This is a genomic window from Macrococcoides bohemicum (assembly GCF_016865215.1).
In the GTDB taxonomy this organism is placed as follows: Bacteria; Bacillota; Bacilli; order Staphylococcales; family Staphylococcaceae; genus Macrococcoides; species Macrococcoides bohemicum.
The window spans coordinates 639,414-656,273 of sequence record NZ_CP054482.1 but is presented as its reverse complement, the minus strand read 5'-3'; the positions used below and the strand labels follow the sequence as shown (position 1 = coordinate 656,273).

At 34.2% G+C, this 16,860-nt stretch carries 17 protein-coding genes; 7 read left to right on the top strand and 10 right to left on the bottom strand.

Annotated elements, in window-relative coordinates:
* Positions 1 to 108: 108 nt before the first annotated feature.
* The 4 genes from HT586_RS03450 to HT586_RS03435 all read left to right on the top strand — a co-directional run bounded on the left by HT586_RS03450 (position 109) and on the right by HT586_RS03435 (position 2,770).
* The gene (locus HT586_RS03450) at positions 109 to 963 is read left to right on the top strand and encodes an undecaprenyl-diphosphate phosphatase (RefSeq protein WP_096077161.1); all 855 of its coding nucleotides are present in this window, start codon (positions 109 to 111) and stop codon (positions 961 to 963) included.
* A 142-nt stretch (positions 964 to 1,105) separates the two neighbouring features.
* Positions 1,106 to 1,525, top strand: a complete 420-nt coding sequence (locus tag HT586_RS03445; RefSeq protein ID WP_203546317.1) for a MarR family winged helix-turn-helix transcriptional regulator — start codon at positions 1,106 to 1,108, stop codon at positions 1,523 to 1,525.
* Between the two features lie 107 nt (positions 1,526 to 1,632).
* Positions 1,633 to 2,322, top strand: coding sequence for a hypothetical protein (locus HT586_RS03440; protein WP_188018228.1), 690 nt, complete (start codon positions 1,633 to 1,635; stop codon positions 2,320 to 2,322).
* On the top strand, positions 2,309 to 2,770 hold the full coding sequence (locus HT586_RS03435; protein ID WP_232508182.1) for a YaiI/YqxD family protein: 462 nt from the start codon (positions 2,309 to 2,311) through the stop codon (positions 2,768 to 2,770). The genes HT586_RS03440 and HT586_RS03435 overlap by 14 nt, the downstream gene beginning before the upstream one ends.
* On the opposite strand, the gene HT586_RS03430 is transcribed toward HT586_RS03435, so the two are convergent.
* A complete protein-coding gene (locus tag HT586_RS03430; RefSeq protein ID WP_096077164.1) occupies positions 2,767 to 3,234 on the bottom strand; it encodes a GNAT family N-acetyltransferase in 468 nt (155 codons plus the stop codon). The genes HT586_RS03435 and HT586_RS03430 overlap by 4 nt on opposite strands.
* Positions 3,235 to 3,290: 56 nt before the next feature.
* On the opposite strand from HT586_RS03430, the gene HT586_RS03425 reads away from it, so the two are divergent.
* On the top strand, positions 3,291 to 3,863 hold the full coding sequence (locus tag HT586_RS03425; RefSeq protein ID WP_188018229.1) for an LOG family protein: 573 nt from the start codon (positions 3,291 to 3,293) through the stop codon (positions 3,861 to 3,863).
* On the opposite strand, the gene HT586_RS03420 is transcribed toward HT586_RS03425, so the two are convergent.
* The 7 genes from HT586_RS03420 to HT586_RS03390 form a co-directional block, all read right to left on the bottom strand.
* Positions 3,848 to 4,300 carry a 2-thiouracil desulfurase family protein gene (locus tag HT586_RS03420; RefSeq protein ID WP_203546316.1) on the bottom strand — a complete coding sequence of 151 codons (453 nt, stop codon included), beginning with the start codon at positions 4,298 to 4,300 and terminating at the stop codon, positions 3,848 to 3,850. The two genes, HT586_RS03425 and HT586_RS03420, sit on opposite strands and share 16 nt — an antisense overlap.
* Positions 4,284 to 4,853, bottom strand: coding sequence for a GNAT family N-acetyltransferase (locus tag HT586_RS03415; RefSeq protein ID WP_203546534.1), 570 nt, complete (start codon positions 4,851 to 4,853; stop codon positions 4,284 to 4,286). Before HT586_RS03415 ends, HT586_RS03420 begins: the two co-directional genes overlap by 17 nt.
* Positions 4,854 to 4,953: 100 nt before the next feature.
* Positions 4,954 to 7,227, bottom strand: a complete 2,274-nt coding sequence (locus HT586_RS03410) for an immune inhibitor A domain-containing protein (RefSeq protein WP_238999314.1) — start codon at positions 7,225 to 7,227, stop codon at positions 4,954 to 4,956.
* Positions 7,228 to 7,619: 392 nt separating this feature from the next.
* Positions 7,620 to 9,323, bottom strand: a complete 1,704-nt coding sequence (locus HT586_RS03405) for an immune inhibitor A domain-containing protein (RefSeq protein ID WP_203546315.1) — start codon at positions 9,321 to 9,323, stop codon at positions 7,620 to 7,622.
* Between the two features lie 4 nt (positions 9,324 to 9,327).
* Positions 9,328 to 10,878 carry a DNA-binding protein gene (locus HT586_RS03400; protein WP_203546314.1) on the bottom strand — a complete coding sequence of 517 codons (1,551 nt, stop codon included), beginning with the start codon at positions 10,876 to 10,878 and terminating at the stop codon, positions 9,328 to 9,330.
* Between the two features lie 81 nt (positions 10,879 to 10,959).
* The gene (locus HT586_RS03395; protein ID WP_111745471.1) at positions 10,960 to 11,253 is read right to left on the bottom strand and encodes a hypothetical protein; all 294 of its coding nucleotides are present in this window, start codon (positions 11,251 to 11,253) and stop codon (positions 10,960 to 10,962) included.
* Positions 11,254 to 11,328: 75 nt separating this feature from the next.
* Positions 11,329 to 12,237, bottom strand: coding sequence for a DUF5068 domain-containing protein (locus HT586_RS03390; protein WP_203546313.1), 909 nt, complete (start codon positions 12,235 to 12,237; stop codon positions 11,329 to 11,331).
* Positions 12,238 to 12,383: 146 nt separating this feature from the next.
* Here HT586_RS03390 and HT586_RS03385 point away from each other — a divergent pair, with 146 nt between their 5' ends.
* A complete protein-coding gene (locus tag HT586_RS03385) occupies positions 12,384 to 12,890 on the top strand; it encodes a cupin domain-containing protein (protein WP_096077172.1) in 507 nt (168 codons plus the stop codon).
* Between the two features lie 39 nt (positions 12,891 to 12,929).
* Here HT586_RS03385 and corA read toward each other — a convergent pair whose 3' ends face one another.
* Together corA and HT586_RS03375 are read right to left on the bottom strand one after the other, a co-directional pair.
* Positions 12,930 to 13,877: a magnesium/cobalt transporter CorA gene (gene corA / locus HT586_RS03380; protein WP_096077173.1), complete on the bottom strand. Its 948-nt coding sequence runs from the start codon at positions 13,875 to 13,877 to the stop codon at positions 12,930 to 12,932.
* A complete protein-coding gene (locus HT586_RS03375; RefSeq protein ID WP_188018245.1) occupies positions 13,870 to 14,322 on the bottom strand; it encodes a GNAT family N-acetyltransferase in 453 nt (150 codons plus the stop codon). Before HT586_RS03375 ends, corA begins: the two co-directional genes overlap by 8 nt.
* A gap of 264 nt (positions 14,323 to 14,586) precedes the next feature.
* Between HT586_RS03375 and pflB the strand changes: the two genes are divergently transcribed.
* On the top strand, positions 14,587 to 16,836 hold the full coding sequence (pflB, locus tag HT586_RS03370) for a formate C-acetyltransferase (RefSeq protein WP_188018246.1): 2,250 nt from the start codon (positions 14,587 to 14,589) through the stop codon (positions 16,834 to 16,836).
* Positions 16,837 to 16,860: the final 24 nt, after the last annotated feature.

The window sequence follows — 16,860 nt, the reverse complement described above, 5'->3', positions numbered from 1 at the left end:
CTTGAATGCATTATAGCATTTATTGAACATTAAGTATAAATAGTGCATTCAGGCGGATTATGCTATAATTTTATAGAATTTAAAAAGTATATTAAAGGTGGTTCAATCATGGAATTTTTCGAATTAATTAAAGCGCTCATCCTTGGTATTGTTGAAGGATTAACAGAGTTCGCTCCTGTTTCATCAACAGGGCATCAAATACTTGTTGATGATATGTGGTTACAAACAAAAGAAGTGCTCGGCAGCCAGGAATCAGCCAACACATTTAAGATTGTGATTCAGCTTGGTTCTATTTTTGCTGCTGCATGGATTTTCCGTCATCGCTTTTTAGAAATGTTTCATCTCGAAAAAGATAAAACACCTCATCCTTCTGGGAAAAAACTAAATTTATTACATGTCTTTATCGGGTTATTACCTGCAGGAATTATGGGTTTATTATTCGATGATTTTATCGATGCGCATTTATTTTCGGTGCCTACTGTATTAGTTGGTTTAGCCTTAGGTGCCCTACTGATGATCGCTGCAGATCTTTATGCTAAGAAAGTCCCTAATCCAACAACAGTAGATGAGATCAGTTACAAAAATGCTTTAATTATTGGTATCGCGCAATGTTTAGCATTATGGCCAGGTTTCTCAAGATCAGGTTCAACTATTTCAACAGGTGTTCTGTTGAAGATGAATCATAAGGCAGCAAGTGATTTTACTTTTATTATGGCTGTGCCAATCATGTTTGCTGCAAGTGCTAAAAGTTTAATCAGCAATATCGAATACATCGAGAGCAATCAGATTATGTTCTACCTAGTTGGTTTTATCGGTGCATTTATTTTCGGTGTATTATCGATTCAATTATTCTTAAATTTAATCAATCGTGTTAAATTAATCCCTTTCGCGATTTACCGTTTAGTATTAGTTACTGTGATTGCAATTTTATATTACGGATTCGGGATTGGTCATGGAATCTAACATAACTATTTAATACAACTCACGCGGGAGTTGTATTTTTATTTCACATTTTCATAGTGAAAAAAGTGATTTTGATTATATTTCTGATTCAATAAGTGATACAATAAATATGTTATTTACACAACACATTTAAGGAGCATTTATGCTACAGAATTCGTTAGACTATCAAATGTATCTTGCACAGCGTGAGATTATTAAATTTTATAATCGAAATTTATTAAAAAACAAACAATTAAGTTACCAACATTATCTAGTATTAATGGTATTGCATGAAGAAAAAGTGATGCCGGTTCTTCAACTTGGTGAACGCCTATCATTTCAATCTGGAACAATTACTCCAATCTTAAAAAAGATGGAAGCGCGTGGTATCGTCTCTCGTCATAGAAGTGATGCTGATGAACGTATCGTGATGATTCAACTGACTGAGGAAGGTGAATCATTAGTTAGAGATTTATTTAAAGTACCTCTTGAAATGTTTAAAGTGAGTAAACTAGAAATTGAAGACTATAAAAAACTTATGGCATATAGCAAGAAAATAGTAGACAATGTCACTTATGAATAGCTTTTAAAAGATAACGAAGTTAAATGAATAACTTCGTTATCTTTTTATATATAAGGGTAAATACTATATAATAATGACTATTAATAGGTTAAAAGGAGAATCAGGCTATGAAAAAAGAAACGATAAAATCAATAGTTAATGTAGCTGCTTTAATATTAGTACCACTTTATAATGAACGTCATCGCATTAAAGATCATGATGAAGTTCAAAAAGCGACTGCTTTATCTTTGAAAGCAATGGATACTACAAAAGAAGTTGGTGCTAAAACGAAAGAAAAAGTTGTACATACTTCTCATAACGTGGCCAAAGCTGCTCATACTGTTAAAAGTGTATCCGTTGGTACTGCTCAATTTGTAAGCCAAAAAGCACAGGATACTAAGAAAAAACATCACTATAATCAACAAATGAATTTATATAAAAAGAACGAGAAAGTAGCTCAAAAAAATGAAAAGAAACTTCAAAAAGAAATTAATAAATTAGACAAGAATTTATCTAAACATATTGAAGATCGTCGCAATGAAGAAAATAAAAATATAAATGCACGACAAAAAGAACTTAAAAAAGAAATGAAACAATATAAAAACTATGAAGTAAAACTTCCTGAAGAAATAAATGCTAGTAATAATATACAATCACTATCGCAACCATTTGTAAAAAATACAAATGTATCTGCATCTGCTACACCACAAAAAGAAAAGACTCAAAAAACTGCTGTAAAAGCTGAAGAAAACTATGATAATGCGCAGTTATTTGAAAAGCATCGTCAGTTGATGGCACAGCAAATTGACAATCGTTAATCGGATTATTGTCGATGCAGATAGTTCTCCAGTCATTCAAGAAGTGATTCATATCGCTGAAAAGTACAAGCTCAAAGTGTTGCTCGTTAAAGACTTCTCACACTTTACAATGCAAGATTTTCCTGATTTTGTTGAAACAAAATATGTTGATACAGGTAACGATAGTGCAGATTACGAAATTAAAAGGATTGCTACGAAGCGTGATATCGTCGTTACTGGAGATTACGGTTTAGCAAGTCTATTAATCAATTATACTATCGTGATGCATCACAATGGTAATATATATACGAAAGACAATATCGATTTATTGTTATTAACACGTTATCATAATCAGATTGAACGTAATGCAGGAAAACGAATAAAAGGTCCTTCAAAGTTTACAATGAATGATCGCCATAGTTTTGTAACTAAATTAGAACAATGTATTGAAAAAAACTTAGCACCTTAACTGCTAAGTTTTTTTGATAATACTTTTAATTTTGATAATCCTTGACGAACAATGCGTTTCTCATCTTTAAATCCTGATTTAATAAAAGCATAATATGCATCATTATTTACATTTACCATTAAATAAATCGCTGTAATTTCTGGATGATATTCTAATAAATATCGCTCTAGTGCTGCAAGCGATGCTTTAAAATAACCTTTATTCTGTTCAGAAAAATTAATTGAAAGGCCACGTAAGTATACTGCATGTTGAGGTGCACCAATCGTCTCTAATATCTCGCCTGCCTCTAATGCAAATACACCGATGAGACGGTCCTGTTCTTCAATGATAAAGGGGATGTATTGTGGTTTATTTCGTGTTAGTATAAATCTTGGATGACCTGCATACACCATTTGTCTTGCTGGTAATTCATAATGACTCAAATCGATGTCATTTATTGTGTCTACCGGTTTAATGTTAATCAAGATATTCACTCCATTTCATTACAACTTATAATACCATAAAAGAAAGGATTTTTTACATGAAAAATATCGCTGTATATTGCGGATCAAATAAAGGAGTTAATCCTAACTATGAGATATTTGCTTCTGAACTTGGTCAAACACTCGTTAAAAATAATATAGGATTAGTGTTTGGTGGCGGTAAAGTTGGTTTAATGGGTATTATTGCTGATAGTGTCATCAATAACGATGGTCGCGCAATTGGCGTAATCCCCAACTTTTTACAGGAAAAAGAAGTAGCACACCCAAATCTAACGGAACTTTATACTGTAGACACGATGCATCAACGTAAAGATATGATGTCTTCATTATGTGATGGATACATCATGATGCCAGGTGGTGCCGGAACACTTGAAGAATTTTTTGAAATATTTACATGGGCGCAACTCGGCCTGCACCAAAAACCGATTGGCATTCTGAATGTCGACGGCTTCTATAATCCATTAATCGAAATGCTTGAAAAAATGATTCAGGATGGATTTATAGATGAACATTATCGTCATCTTGCCATCGTTGAAAGTAATCCTGATACTTTGATTGACAAGATGAACAATGCAACACCTGTAAGTATTAAACGTTATGACGAAAAATAATCCTGCTCGCTCATCACTTTAATACCATTTCGTTCTAACAAGGCGCTCGTTACTCCAGCGCCTTGTTTTTTTGTGCCGCTAAATGTTCCATCATATATTTGTTTGTTTCCACAGCTCGGACTGTTAGCCTTTAGGATAACTGTGTCAACGTTTTCTGCTAACAAAATCTTTAATGTTGCTTCTGCTCCTTTGAGAAACGCCTCAGTTACATCTTTATCGCTAACCGTCACCACCTTTGCCTTCCCATCTAATACATCAAATCCATCTCCTCCGATAATCTCAGCAGGATCACGCGGTACATTTAACCCACCCAGAAGTTCGGGACAAGCATGTATCGCTTTACCCTCATTTATGAGTGCTATAAGACGTGTAACACCTTGCGAGCCACCATCGTATCTTACATATTCTCCTATTAAACAACTACTGATTAATATCATTTATCTCACTTCCAGATAGATATTTATGAAATAACACTTGTTCATTCAGGGGATGATACTCATTTATCAATGGATGTTGAAATGAACGAACAAATGTCATATTTAATTTTTCCATTATTCTTCTGCTCGGTCTATTCATTAAACTTGTATAACTATATACTTCTTTAATTCCTTTTTTCTGAGCATAGTGTAATACACCTCGTGCACCTTCAGTAGCATATCCTTGATGCCAAAATTCTTTTCTTAGACGCCAGCCAATCTCATAACAAGGCATAAAGGGTAGATTAAAATGCCTTGCCGGAATTAAATACTGCATCCCGATAAAACCGATAAATTCATTTTTTTCTTTTAAGGAAACTGCGAAAAGGCCTAAGTCATATTGTGCAATTTCAGCCTGCATGATATAAAAGGCAATTTCACTTCTCGCACTGCTCATTACATCCGGAAAATAACGTCGTACATCAAAATCACTATTCATTGCTTGAAATTTTGGTAAATCACTTTCCTGCCAATCTCTAAATAATAATCTCTCGGTCTCAAAATATATCATGATATCCTCCTGTTGATATAAATATACCAAATTCAACGTCTAACTTAAATGAAGACATAGGAAAAGAGTGAAACAAATAAAATTGTTTCACTCTTATAATGAATTATTTATAAACAATAATTTTCGCTGTCGTTTTATCTTTTGATTCTCCAACCACTTTTACTTTCAAGCCATATTTCGGCAGGATTTTCCCTGCATGTGGCTGTGCTTTATTTGAATAGTCTTTATTGTCATCGAATAAAGAATTTGCAACTAATGATTTATCTACTAAATTAGTTTTTTCATCTAATGTAATTTTTAACGGATCTTGTTTAGTTAAGCTAAATGCTGCATCACGCATTTGCCATTGTGTTGATGCTGGATCTGGACTTTCTCCATCCCAAACAAGTGCATTTTGATCTGCATCTACAATACCAACATAACCTTCACCTGGGTGTTTACCGACATGGTTGTCACTAAATGATTCATCGACATATTCTACGATTAAACCAGGATTATAAGTTAAGAAACCATCACCGCGTTTAATATGTGCTAATCCACCATCAATCTTGTTATGGCTTCTCCATTGTAATAAATAATAGTTTTTACTGTATTTCTTACCGTCAGATACACTGAAACCATTTAACTCAAACTTTGGTGTTGTTTCAGCGCCATCCTCTAATACTACTTTACCATCTGCAGTTACTTTTAAATCGTCTAAGTAAAGTCCTGGTGCAGTAAATCCACTATCGGTTTTATAAAGTACGCGTAACTGAACTTTTTGACCGGCAAACTGATCTAGATTGAATTTAGCATCAACAAATCCATCACTTATACCATCGATACCATTACCCATATTAGATCCGCTATTTTCAGGATCATTATTATTCGTAATATTACCTTCTAAATTTGTCCATTGCTCACCATCAGTAGAAGCCTGAACATATGCATAGTCATAACCTTTTTCGATGTCATACCAAGCATTAAATGTAAATTCAGCAGATTTTGTTCCTGTTAAATCAACAGTAGTTGACAGTGTTGTTTCTAAATCATTATCAGAACCACTATGATACAATTTAGATCCAGATTTAGGAGTTACAATGTTAGTAACTTTATCTGGTAACGTTACTTTCACTGCATCATTATTCGTACCTTTCGTTGTCGCTTCATCCAATAAAAACTCCTGAGGCACACTTGTTACATCTTTAACATCTACTTCACTACCTGTTTGCCAGTTACCACCATGAAAATCCTGTAACATTTCTTTCATGTATGGATCAAATCCCGTTGGCTCTGTACCAGGGATTTTACCAGCCCAGCTACCACTTGACATGATTGACCAGAATGAAACAGGTTCACCTTTACCGGAGTAAATAGTATCGTACTCATCTGGCAAGCCTAAGTCATGTCCAAACTCATGTGAGAATACCCCTGCAGCACCATCCTCAGGTTGAATCGTATAATCGATAACAGCAAGTTTTCCTCCGAAGCGATCCTGACCTGATTTAGTATTTGGAATACTGTATGGTTCACCTTGTTCGTCAAAGTCTAAATTCCATCGATGACTCCAGATAGCATCTGCACCTAGACGACCACCACCAGCTTCTTCACCAGGTGATGCGTGAATGATCATAACGTGGTCTACAATACCATCCTTTTCATTTAATACACCATCTCCATCAAGATCATATCTATCCCACTGATCATATTCCTCTAAGTTGACATTAGGATCTTTAGCTGCAGCTTCAAGCGCTTCTTTAACAAGCTCCTTCGGTCGTTGATCACTTCCATCAGCATCCGGATAGTTTCCACCGTAATAAGCTGCTTCATGTTTCGCTGTATACCAGCCATGCACATCTCCGTCTAATGCGTAACTGCCTCCGGACTGGTTATTATAATATTGTTGCATACTTACTAATGTTTCACCATTAGGACCTTTGTAACCATCTTTACTAAATACCATGTCCTGGAAATGACTCATAGGATAATCTTCATAGAACATATCAGATTCTTCTTTAGTGATTGTAGAGTTTTTATGATCCGGAAAGTCGATTGCTAAAAGTAAGACTTTGTCTGTACGCTTTTCACCTGAATACGCTTCAGGTACTACCGATGGTAAATTTTTAGCGTGTCCTAATTTTTTCCCTTTGCCTTTTGTATATTTATTTTGTGCATTTTTTGCATTTTTCTTTGTTGTGACTTTATTATATTTCTTATCAAATGCACCTTTATTTTTTATGTATTTGTTAGACTGCTCCTGCTTATGTTTTAAAAATTTTTGTACTGCTTTCTCTGCTTCAGCTCTAGAAGCCGTTTTAGAAAGTATTCCTTCTTTTTGTAACATCTTTATTAATCGTTCTTCATTTGCAATACTCGCATCGAAACCACTGCCACTCATGGTCTGTACTTTCGTATCAGCATATGCTGCACCGCTTGTTAAACCAAGACTTGAAAACCCTAAAGATAACGCAAGTAGTGAAGAAAATAATTGTTTTTTCTCATCGCTTAGCCCCCGAATGTTTTTAAATTTTTGTTTCTTAAATCATTATCTTCTAAATTTTCAGAATTGTAAATATATTTTTAACATTTTTATTATTACAAATATGTAACAAAAAGTGGATGAGAAATTTGTCTTAGCCCTCTTCTGTTTAACAGCTTAAACGGCGGAACAGAAGTTGCCCCTACGACAAAAACCGAACAAAAACTATAAATCAAAGAGCGATTTATTAGTTTTGTCCGGTTTTTGCTTGTGGCAGAACACTTCTGTCCCAGCCTCTCTCTCTAAATTATTTACTTGAAAATACTGATTTTCGCTACTGTTCCATCAGTATTTTGATCTTCAACTTTAATCTTTATACCAAGTTGCGGCAATATACGACTAGTATCTGGTACCTGCATGTGATCTCTAGCAGATAAACTATAACGTTTATCTGTAAATAAAGTTACAGGTTTAGTTGATTTTTTCTTAAAGAAATAATTTTTTGCTTTGTTAAACTGCCCATAACTTTTCGTATTAAATGGTGCATCAAACACTTGCGTATCTGACATCGGTATTAAACCATCTGGTGTTGATATATTAGATGGACTAGCATCAACTACACCAACTAAGCTTTTACCAAAGTGTTTAGATAAATTTGCGTTATCTGGGTACATTTCATTTACATACCAGATTAATAAACCTTTACCATATTGATTGATACCAAAAGGATCCTTTATATGCGAAAGTCCTTTATCTACACCATTATGTGAACGCCATTCTAACAGATAATAATGATTATAGTTTTTCACTTTGCCATTCTTATCTTTCTTTCGTATTGGTGGTAAATTCAATTTCACAACATCATTATTAACACCTTTAATACTTGCCTGATCTAATAAATAATATCTTTTTTTCGAAGAAATATTCTTATAGTTCACTTCACTACCTAGTATCCAGTTCCCACCGTAAATTTGTTGTAAATCTGACTTTGCAAATGGACTTAGACCGACTGGTTCCATACCGGGAATAATACCCGCATCTGCACCATAGCTCATCAATGACCAGAATCTTACTGGTTCTCCTGCATGACTATTTGCATTCGGCGCTGTGTCATATTCATCAATTAAACCAAGCATATGTCCAAATTCATGTGAGAATGTGCCCACGGTACTATCTTCAGCTAAAATACCGTATTCAGCGATACCTAGACGATTTTTATAGAATTTTGAATGTTTGCTGTACGTCCCTGGAATAGACTTTGGATTACCATTTTTCGAAAGCGCTACTTCAGAAACATGTTCCCAAATTGAATTCTGTAAGAACTTACCTCCGCCTTCACTCTCACCGATACCACTAAATACAACGACAAATTTATCGACGATGCCATCCGGTTCCTTCATATTACCGTCCTGGTCTAAATCATAATAATCATATTGGTCATATTTATTCATATCGATACTTTTATCCTGGGCTGCATGCGCAGCTGCTTCCATAATTAACTCAGTTACTTTTTCATCTTCATTATGACCATAGTAATTAAGAGGATGTTTCGCACGATACCATCCTGTTACTTGCCCTTGTAGTTCTAAACTATTTCCAGATACATTCTGATAATACTTTTTAATAGAATCATACTTTTTCTGATCGGGTCCTGTAATTGAATCTCCAAAGAATAACTGCTCATAATAAGACTTGTCATACACTTTACGATAATTTTCAGTATCGGCTTTCGTCAAAGTAGACGCTGGGCTATTACTGAAGTCCATCATCACGACAAGTACGTTTTCTTTCATCGGTTGTTCACGATAAATTCTTTTTTTAAATGCCGGCACTTTATTGGCAACAGTAGCGCTTGATTTAAGTACTGGTTCATTCACTTTAATCTTATCGGTATTATCAAACTTAATTTCTTCTTCTGTCTTTGGTAATTGTGTATTTGTGGCATATGCCATACTCGTTGGTAACAATACAATCGAAATTGCTGCTATTGATAATGTTTTAATGAATTTATTCATTGCCTTACCTCACAATCATCTTTTCTTTTTGTATTAATTGATTTTTCGCATATATATTAATCGTAATCTCACCGTTCGCTTCTCTAGCTATCTTACCATGAAAATAGCTATGAAAACGATTTTCATTTTTTTTAGTATCATAAGCACGCGATTGTCCGGGCGGATTGCCATCAAAAAGACCGACTTGCTCACCATCTGCATCAATCAGTTCAATTGAAACTTGATTCAGCTGTTCCTGAGTATATACATCCACGGTGAAACGCTGACCGATATTTACCGTCTTTGGATACTGGACGTCAATTTTACTTCCTGTTATCGTTTTTCCCCGTGTACTTTTACTATCTTCATTCTCTTTTTTATTATTTATAGATTTATTATTCTGTTGATGATCGCTACCTGGTACAGTTACATGCTTTGTATCTTTGCCAAAACTACCTGGTTCAAAAGTTGATGGATCGTACCATTTATAATCATGTCCAGGTGTTCCCCAAGGCTCACGTTTCGGTTCTGTTGATTGCTCAGGTACTTCAAAATTTAACACTTTCGTTGGCTTATCCAAAGAAAACTTACCATTTAAAGAAGAATAGTCTTCCTGTTTCATCATCCACTTTACGAGATTTTCCATTAAAATTTGATGATCCATCTCGCGAATACCATCGTATGTCTGCTTTTCCTGACCATTATCTTCACGCACATATTTTGGTGTGTTATCTTCAACGATTGATGAATCACCGATAAATACGGCTTTGCCTTTTCCTAGTTTACTAATAGCAATAAAGGCACCTTCATCTTTAAAACCATTCGTATAGACCCCTTGATCTACCGCATGCGACCATTTATCATGTTTCGATAATTTTTCAGGGTAGATGATACCTTTAGCGATTTCAGGATTAGTTATCATGATTGTGCTGCCGGCATGCATATTTACTTTCTCAACATTATCGAGCAGTCCAAACGCATTGTCTTCGTCTTTCGCTGACAATACGACATCATCTAATGCATTATATCTGAATCGTACTCCGAAAGTTTTACTTAAATAATCGCTTGATGTAACATCCTGCATTCTGTCAGAATTTATTTCATCCTGTGACATACCTTTTGTAATATTGCGAAATGCACCGCGTCGATATCCATTAAAAATTTCCGAGGCATCAAAGCGATTTAAGTTTCTGTCAGCGTTATAATGATCTGCAATCATCATGATGCTACCACCACTATTGACATAATCTTTAATCGCTTGTTGCTCACTTGCTTTTAAAGGTATATTTGGTTCCGGCATAATAAATGCTTTATATTGTTTTAATAATTTCAGTGTAATCTCTGCCTGATAATCTGTAGAAGCTGTTGTGAAACCTAACTTATTAATGTCATCATTAAACGTAGAAAATCCACCATCGATAACCCAATCCGCTTCACCAGCAGTCACGCCATGCGAAGCATCAAATAATATTTCGTTTGCGTCATCAGATTTAAGTTTTGTTGTGTTAGATTCATCTGCCGAATTACAAGCAGTTAGAAATATCGTTGCTGCAAATAATGCTGTTATTTTTTTCATATGCATCCTCATTAAAATAGTGTATTAATATATATTATGACATATACACTAACACACTACTGTAAGTTTATTTTGTTGTTACTATTTAGTTTTATAAGAAATTAATCTCACTTTAACTTTGTCATTTTGAAAATTGACATCTTCATCTTTCGGTGTTGTAACAGTTACATCTGCTAAATCATCTGATTCGTTGAATTCATAAGTAACTAAATAACTTTCAAAATCCTGATCAAAGTTTGGTTTCTGTGCAACAATGCGATTGATATCTCCATAACTATCTTTAACAGTGTAACCCGTGATTGCTTCAAGTTCACGTGCTATTTCTGATAATTTAAATGATTTACCTTCCAGCAGTACAAATTTCTCTTCATGCATATCGAACGCCTCCGTAGTCTTTTCTTACATATTCCCGATTCTATCAGTAAAAAACATTCAAAATATCTATCTCTTTCACTGCTGAATTAAATATCCTTTTGACTGCTTATCTGTTTTATCTTTCATATCTTTCGCCTGTGAAACGCCACCCTTAATAAATAGATGCGCTTTACCTGTTTCGACCTGCTTATAGTCTTCCTTATTAATAGCGATTGATTTATAACTTATTGTTTTTTCCTTTGGCGCATATTCACTGTAATTATTCTTACTTTTCTTCATTGAACTTTCCTGTAATTCCGGTGTTATAAAAGAAGCATTTTCAGAAAATATTTTCTTATCACCTAAATCCAGAACACCGATATTATTATAGTATAACGGCTTATCTAAAGTATTCTCTGCAGTTACTTCATAGATTAGTACATAACCTTCTGTCTCACCATCGAACAGTACGACCTGATCTTTTGGCATATCTGTTACTTTAAATATTTGTATACGGTTAATTGATATCTTCATGCCGGCATCATTAAAATCAAGTCCGACGTTACGAATTGATTTAATCGTTTGAATTTTACCATTTGTACTTGCCGCAATTGTGTTTGGCATGGTCGCTTTATTTCTTGCCTGTGCTGTTTTCTTTTCTTTCTGCGCACGCACTTTAGCTTCCTGTTCAGCTTTTTGTTTTGCGATCAATCGATTGCGTCTATCGATAGCCTCCTGCTTTTTCTTCGCAGCTTCTTCACGCTTAATTTGAACTTTTATTTCAGCTTCTTTTTCTTTTTTCAGCGTATCTATTTCAGACTGCTTTTCTTTAATTTCTTTATCAATCGATTTATTATCTTCCTGTAATGATTTATATTCTTTTTCTGATTTATCTTTTTGCTGCTTTAATGATTCTATATCTTTTTTTATCGCTGTTGTATCATCATTGCTACAGCCAGTTAAAAATAAAGCACCTGAAATTGCTAAGTACGCAAAGTTTTTCAAGTTAATCCCACCTTCATCATTCTATCTTTATTTTAACATAGAATATAAATTTCGTATGGAATTAACATTTGGTTAAAATCTTATCTTTTGCTTTATAAAAAGAAATAACGAACAATAATAATATATCATTAAGAGGAGGAATAATTATGAAATATAAAATAATTCATAGTCCTGTATCAAAAAGCACACCGAATCACATGATCCTGCCAGTTATCGTCTATCAGGAAGTTGAAGGAGATTTTACTGAAATATTTAAACATAATCAATGGACAGGTATATGGACAAATGGTGTATTTGACTATCATCATTTCCATCCTAATACACATGAAGTGCTTGGTATCGCTTCAGGTGAAGCAACCTTAATGATAGGCGGTGAATCAGGAAGTCAGTTAAAAGTAAAACAAGGTGATGCATTATTACTCCCTGCAGGCTATGGTCATAAAAGTCTCGAAGCAAGTAAAGATTTTAAAGTAGTCGGTGCATACCCAACAGATATTGATGTTGAAACGTTAACAAGCTATGAAGAAATCCAAACAATTAACAGTACGATAAATAGTGTAAAGTTACCAGAACACGACCCTATCGAAGGTGACAAAGGTGTAATGTTTAAAGAATGGCACAATATTTATTATTGTAGTACATATGTGAAATAATGATAAAAGGAGCAGAAATTTAATTCTGCTCCTTTTATTTTAAAACCACTTCTTTATTCGGAAGTAGCCTATCATTCCAACCGTAATAGCAATCATCACAATCCATACTGCTAAATATCCGTATTTCCAGTGCAATTCAGGCATGACATCAAAGTTCATCCCGTAAATTCCTGCAATTAAAGTCAGTGGCATAAAAATTACTGAATATATTGTTAAAATTTTCATGATATTATTCATTCTAAAAGAGTTCAGTGAGATATAATTATCACGAATATCCGCTGTCATCTCACGGGAAGATTCAATCATCTCTACCTGCTTAATTAAATGGTCATTAATATGATGCAGAAATATTTTCTGTTTCTTACTTAATGCCAATACTCTGCCTTCTAATAGTCGATATACTAAATCTCGCATTGGCAATACTGTACGTCTAATCAATAATAGATCTTCTCTCAAATCAAACGTTTCATCTATTAAGTTCTCAGTTGATATATCTACTGAGTGCCTATCTTCAAACGAGAATACTTTGTCTTCTAAATCATATACGAACGGGAAATAGTTATCGACGATGGCGTCAAGCGTTTTATACATCACTTCATTTGTCGTAACCTTTTCATTCGGCTTTTTGTTTAGCATCGTATGCCAGACTTTATCCACCTCTTCAGAAGCTTCTTTATGATAAGTCACAATAAGGGTTGAATTGATAAAGATATCAATTTCTTCAGGTTTCATCGTACGCAAGTCAATTGCATGAAAGACGAAAAATAAATAATCATCATATTCTTTATATTTCGGGCGTTGTTTAACCGTCGTTGCATCTTCAATAGATAATGGATGAAAGTGAAAAAACTGACTTAGCAGTAAATTCTCTTCTTTTGTTGGTTCACTCATATCCACCCACAACCATTTCGGCGTTACTTCTATATCATAGGGTGAATCACAAACATGCAACGTATTCGTTTCATCAATATAAAGCGTTCTAATCATTTTGCACCTCTATTATTTTTATCATTCGATTACTATGCTCTTTAAATTGATATCCTAATCTTTCATTTAATTGTTTCATCGGAAAATTTCTCGTATCAACATCACTGTATATAATACCAATGTGTTGTTCTTTGGCGATTATTTCAACAAAGTTCTTGAGTTGTATCGCGTATCCTTGATTACGATATTCCGGATAAACAAATGTTGATTTAATATGTATTCCATCATCTATTGCATACCAAATGTATGCACAGATTTTGTTGTTTTGTTCCAGGACTATAATCTGATCTTGCTTATTCTTCATCAGTAATTGAATTGATTCGTACCGCAAATCAATATCCAAAGGTGTTACTTTATATGATGAATCGTAAGTTAATGGGATATTTTCATGTAATGCGGCAATTTCTTTTATCTTAATTGTTTCATTTATCAATAATTTCCTCATGTTATTTCACCTTTTTTATTGTACATGGATATGTTTGATAACTCCACACTAAACTTAAATATTAATGGACTCCAAAAGCTATAAATCTTAGCTGTTATATATACAAAAAACAAAATAATAATGTGTACCATTACAGATAAAAAGCTATAAATCAACATTTTCAAAAAAATTAACCGTTTCCAAAATAATGTGATTATTTTCACGTAAAGTTGTTATAATAGTATTGTGAAGTATTTAACATAATGAAAATTTGGAGGGATTAATATGTTTAAAGAAGAAACTAAAAAAACACATGCTTGGGAAGGTTTTAAAACTGGTAAATGGAACAAAAGAATCGACGTTCGTGAATTTATCCAACTAAACTACACTTTATATGACGGTAAAGATGAGTTTTTAGCTGGACCAACTGAAGCAACTAAGACATTATGGGATCAAGTTATGCAGTTAACAAAAGAAGAACGTGAACGTGGTGGTATGTGGGATATGGATACAAAAATACCATCTACTATCACATCGCATGACGCAGGTTATTTAAATAAAGATCTTGAAACAATTGTCGGTGTTCAAACTGAGAAACCTTTCAAACGCTCTATGCAACCATTTGGTGGTATTCGTATGGCAAAAGCTGCTTGTGAAGCATATGGCTATGAATTAGATAAAGAAACTGAAAAAACATTTACAGATTATCGTAAAACACACAATGCTGGTGTATTCGATGCATACTCTAAAGAAATGTTAGCTTGTCGTAAAGCTGGTGTCATTACAGGTCTTCCAGATGCTTACGGACGTGGTCGTATTATCGGTGACTACCGCCGTGTTGCATTATATGGTGTAGATTTCTTAATGAATGAAAAACAAAAAGACTTCAATAACTTATCATCAGTAATGTCAGAAGACATTATTCGTTTGCGTGAAGAAGTTTCTGAACAATATCGTGCATTAAATGAATTAAAAGAATTAGGTAATATTTATGGATTTGATATTTCTCGTCCAGCTGAAAACTTTAAAGAAGCTGTTCAATGGACTTACTTAGCATACTTAGCAGCAATTAAAGAACAAAACGGTGCTGCAATGAGTTTAGGTCGTGTATCTACATTCTTAGATATTTATGCAGAACGTGATTTAAAAGCTGGTACAATTTCAGAAATCGAAGTACAGGAAATCATCGACCACTTCATCATGAAATTACGTTTAGTTAAATTTGCACGTACACCAGATTACAACGCATTATTCTCTGGAGACCCTACTTGGGTAACTGAATCAATCGCTGGAGTCGGTATTGATGGACGTCCATTAGTTACAAAAAACTCTTTCCGTTTCTTACATTCATTAGATAACTTAGGTCCAGCACCAGAACCAAACTTAACTGTATTATGGTCTACACGTTTACCTGAAAACTTCAAAAAATATTGTGCAAAAATGAGTATTAAAACAAGCTCAATTCAATATGAAAATGACGACTTAATGCGTGAAAGTTATGGCGACGACTATGGTATTGCTTGTTGTGTATCTGCAATGAAGATCGGTAAACAAATGCAATTCTTCGGTGCACGTGCAAACTTAGCAAAAACATTATTATATGCAATCAACGGTGGTGTTGACGAAGTAAGCGGCGCACAAGTTGGACCAAACTTCGCGCCTATCACTGATGAAATTTTAGATTATGATAAAGTTTACAAACAATTTGATCAAATGATGGAATGGTTAGCTGGCGTTTATATTAACTCATTAAACGTTATCCACTATATGCATGATAAATATAGCTATGAGAGAATTGAAATGGCTTTACACGACACTGAAATTATCCGTACAATGGCTACAGGTATTGCAGGTCTTTCAGTTGCAGCCGACTCATTATCAGCAATCAAATACGCTAAAGTGAAAACAATCCGTAACGAAGATGGTTTAGTTGTAGATTTCGAAACTGAAGGAGATTTCCCTCAATACGGTAACAATGATGCACGTGTCGATGATATCGCTGTAGAATTAGTAGAATCATTTATGGGTAAATTACGTAAACACAAAACTTACCGCGATTCAGAACATACAATGTCAGTACTTACTATCACTTCAAACGTTGTATATGGTAAGAAAACAGGTAATACACCTGATGGTCGCAAAGAAGGAGAACCTTTTGCACCAGGTGCTAACCCAATGCACGGCAGAGATAAAAACGGTGCTTTAGCTTCATTATCTTCAGTTGCGAAGTTACCTTATGATTGCTGTAAAGATGGTATATCTAATACATTCTCAATCGTACCTAAATCATTAGGTAAAGAAGATGATTCACAACAACAAAATTTAGTTGGTGTACTTGATGGATATGCAATGCAGCATGGTCACCACTTAAACATTAACGTATTTAACAGAGAAACTTTACTTGATGCGATGGAACATCCAGAAGAATACCCTCAACTTACAATCCGTGTATCAGGATATGCAGTAAACTTTATTAAATTAACAAGAGAACAACAATTAGATGTTATTTCAAGAACATTCCATGAAAAAATGTAGTATATAACAATGCACTAAGTAATT

Bases quoted from the DNA above. Each gene is read 5' to 3' on its own strand.
- HT586_RS03395 (WP_111745471.1), bottom strand. From the start codon at position 11,253: ATGCATGAAGAGAAATTTGTACTGCTGGAAGGTAAATCATTTAAATTA.
- HT586_RS03425 (WP_188018229.1), top strand. From the start codon at position 3,291: ATGAAAAATATCGCTGTATATTGCGGATCAAATAAAGGAGTTAATCCT.
- HT586_RS03385 (WP_096077172.1), top strand. From the start codon at position 12,384: ATGAAATATAAAATAATTCATAGTCCTGTATCAAAAAGCACACCGAAT.
- HT586_RS03440 (WP_188018228.1), top strand. From the start codon at position 1,633: ATGAAAAAAGAAACGATAAAATCAATAGTTAATGTAGCTGCTTTAATA.
- pflB (WP_188018246.1), top strand. From the start codon at position 14,587: ATGTTTAAAGAAGAAACTAAAAAAACACATGCTTGGGAAGGTTTTAAA.
- HT586_RS03420 (WP_203546316.1), bottom strand. From the start codon at position 4,300: ATGATATTAATCAGTAGTTGTTTAATAGGAGAATATGTAAGATACGAT.
- HT586_RS03410 (WP_238999314.1), bottom strand. From the start codon at position 7,227: ATGAGTGGCAGTGGTTTCGATGCGAGTATTGCAAATGAAGAACGATTA.
- HT586_RS03375 (WP_188018245.1), bottom strand. From the start codon at position 14,322: ATGAGGAAATTATTGATAAATGAAACAATTAAGATAAAAGAAATTGCC.
- corA (WP_096077173.1), bottom strand. From the start codon at position 13,877: ATGATTAGAACGCTTTATATTGATGAAACGAATACGTTGCATGTTTGT.
- HT586_RS03445 (WP_203546317.1), top strand. From the start codon at position 1,106: ATGCTACAGAATTCGTTAGACTATCAAATGTATCTTGCACAGCGTGAG.
- HT586_RS03450 (WP_096077161.1), top strand. From the start codon at position 109: ATGGAATTTTTCGAATTAATTAAAGCGCTCATCCTTGGTATTGTTGAA.
- HT586_RS03405 (WP_203546315.1), bottom strand. From the start codon at position 9,323: ATGAATAAATTCATTAAAACATTATCAATAGCAGCAATTTCGATTGTA.
- HT586_RS03400 (WP_203546314.1), bottom strand. From the start codon at position 10,878: ATGAAAAAAATAACAGCATTATTTGCAGCAACGATATTTCTAACTGCT.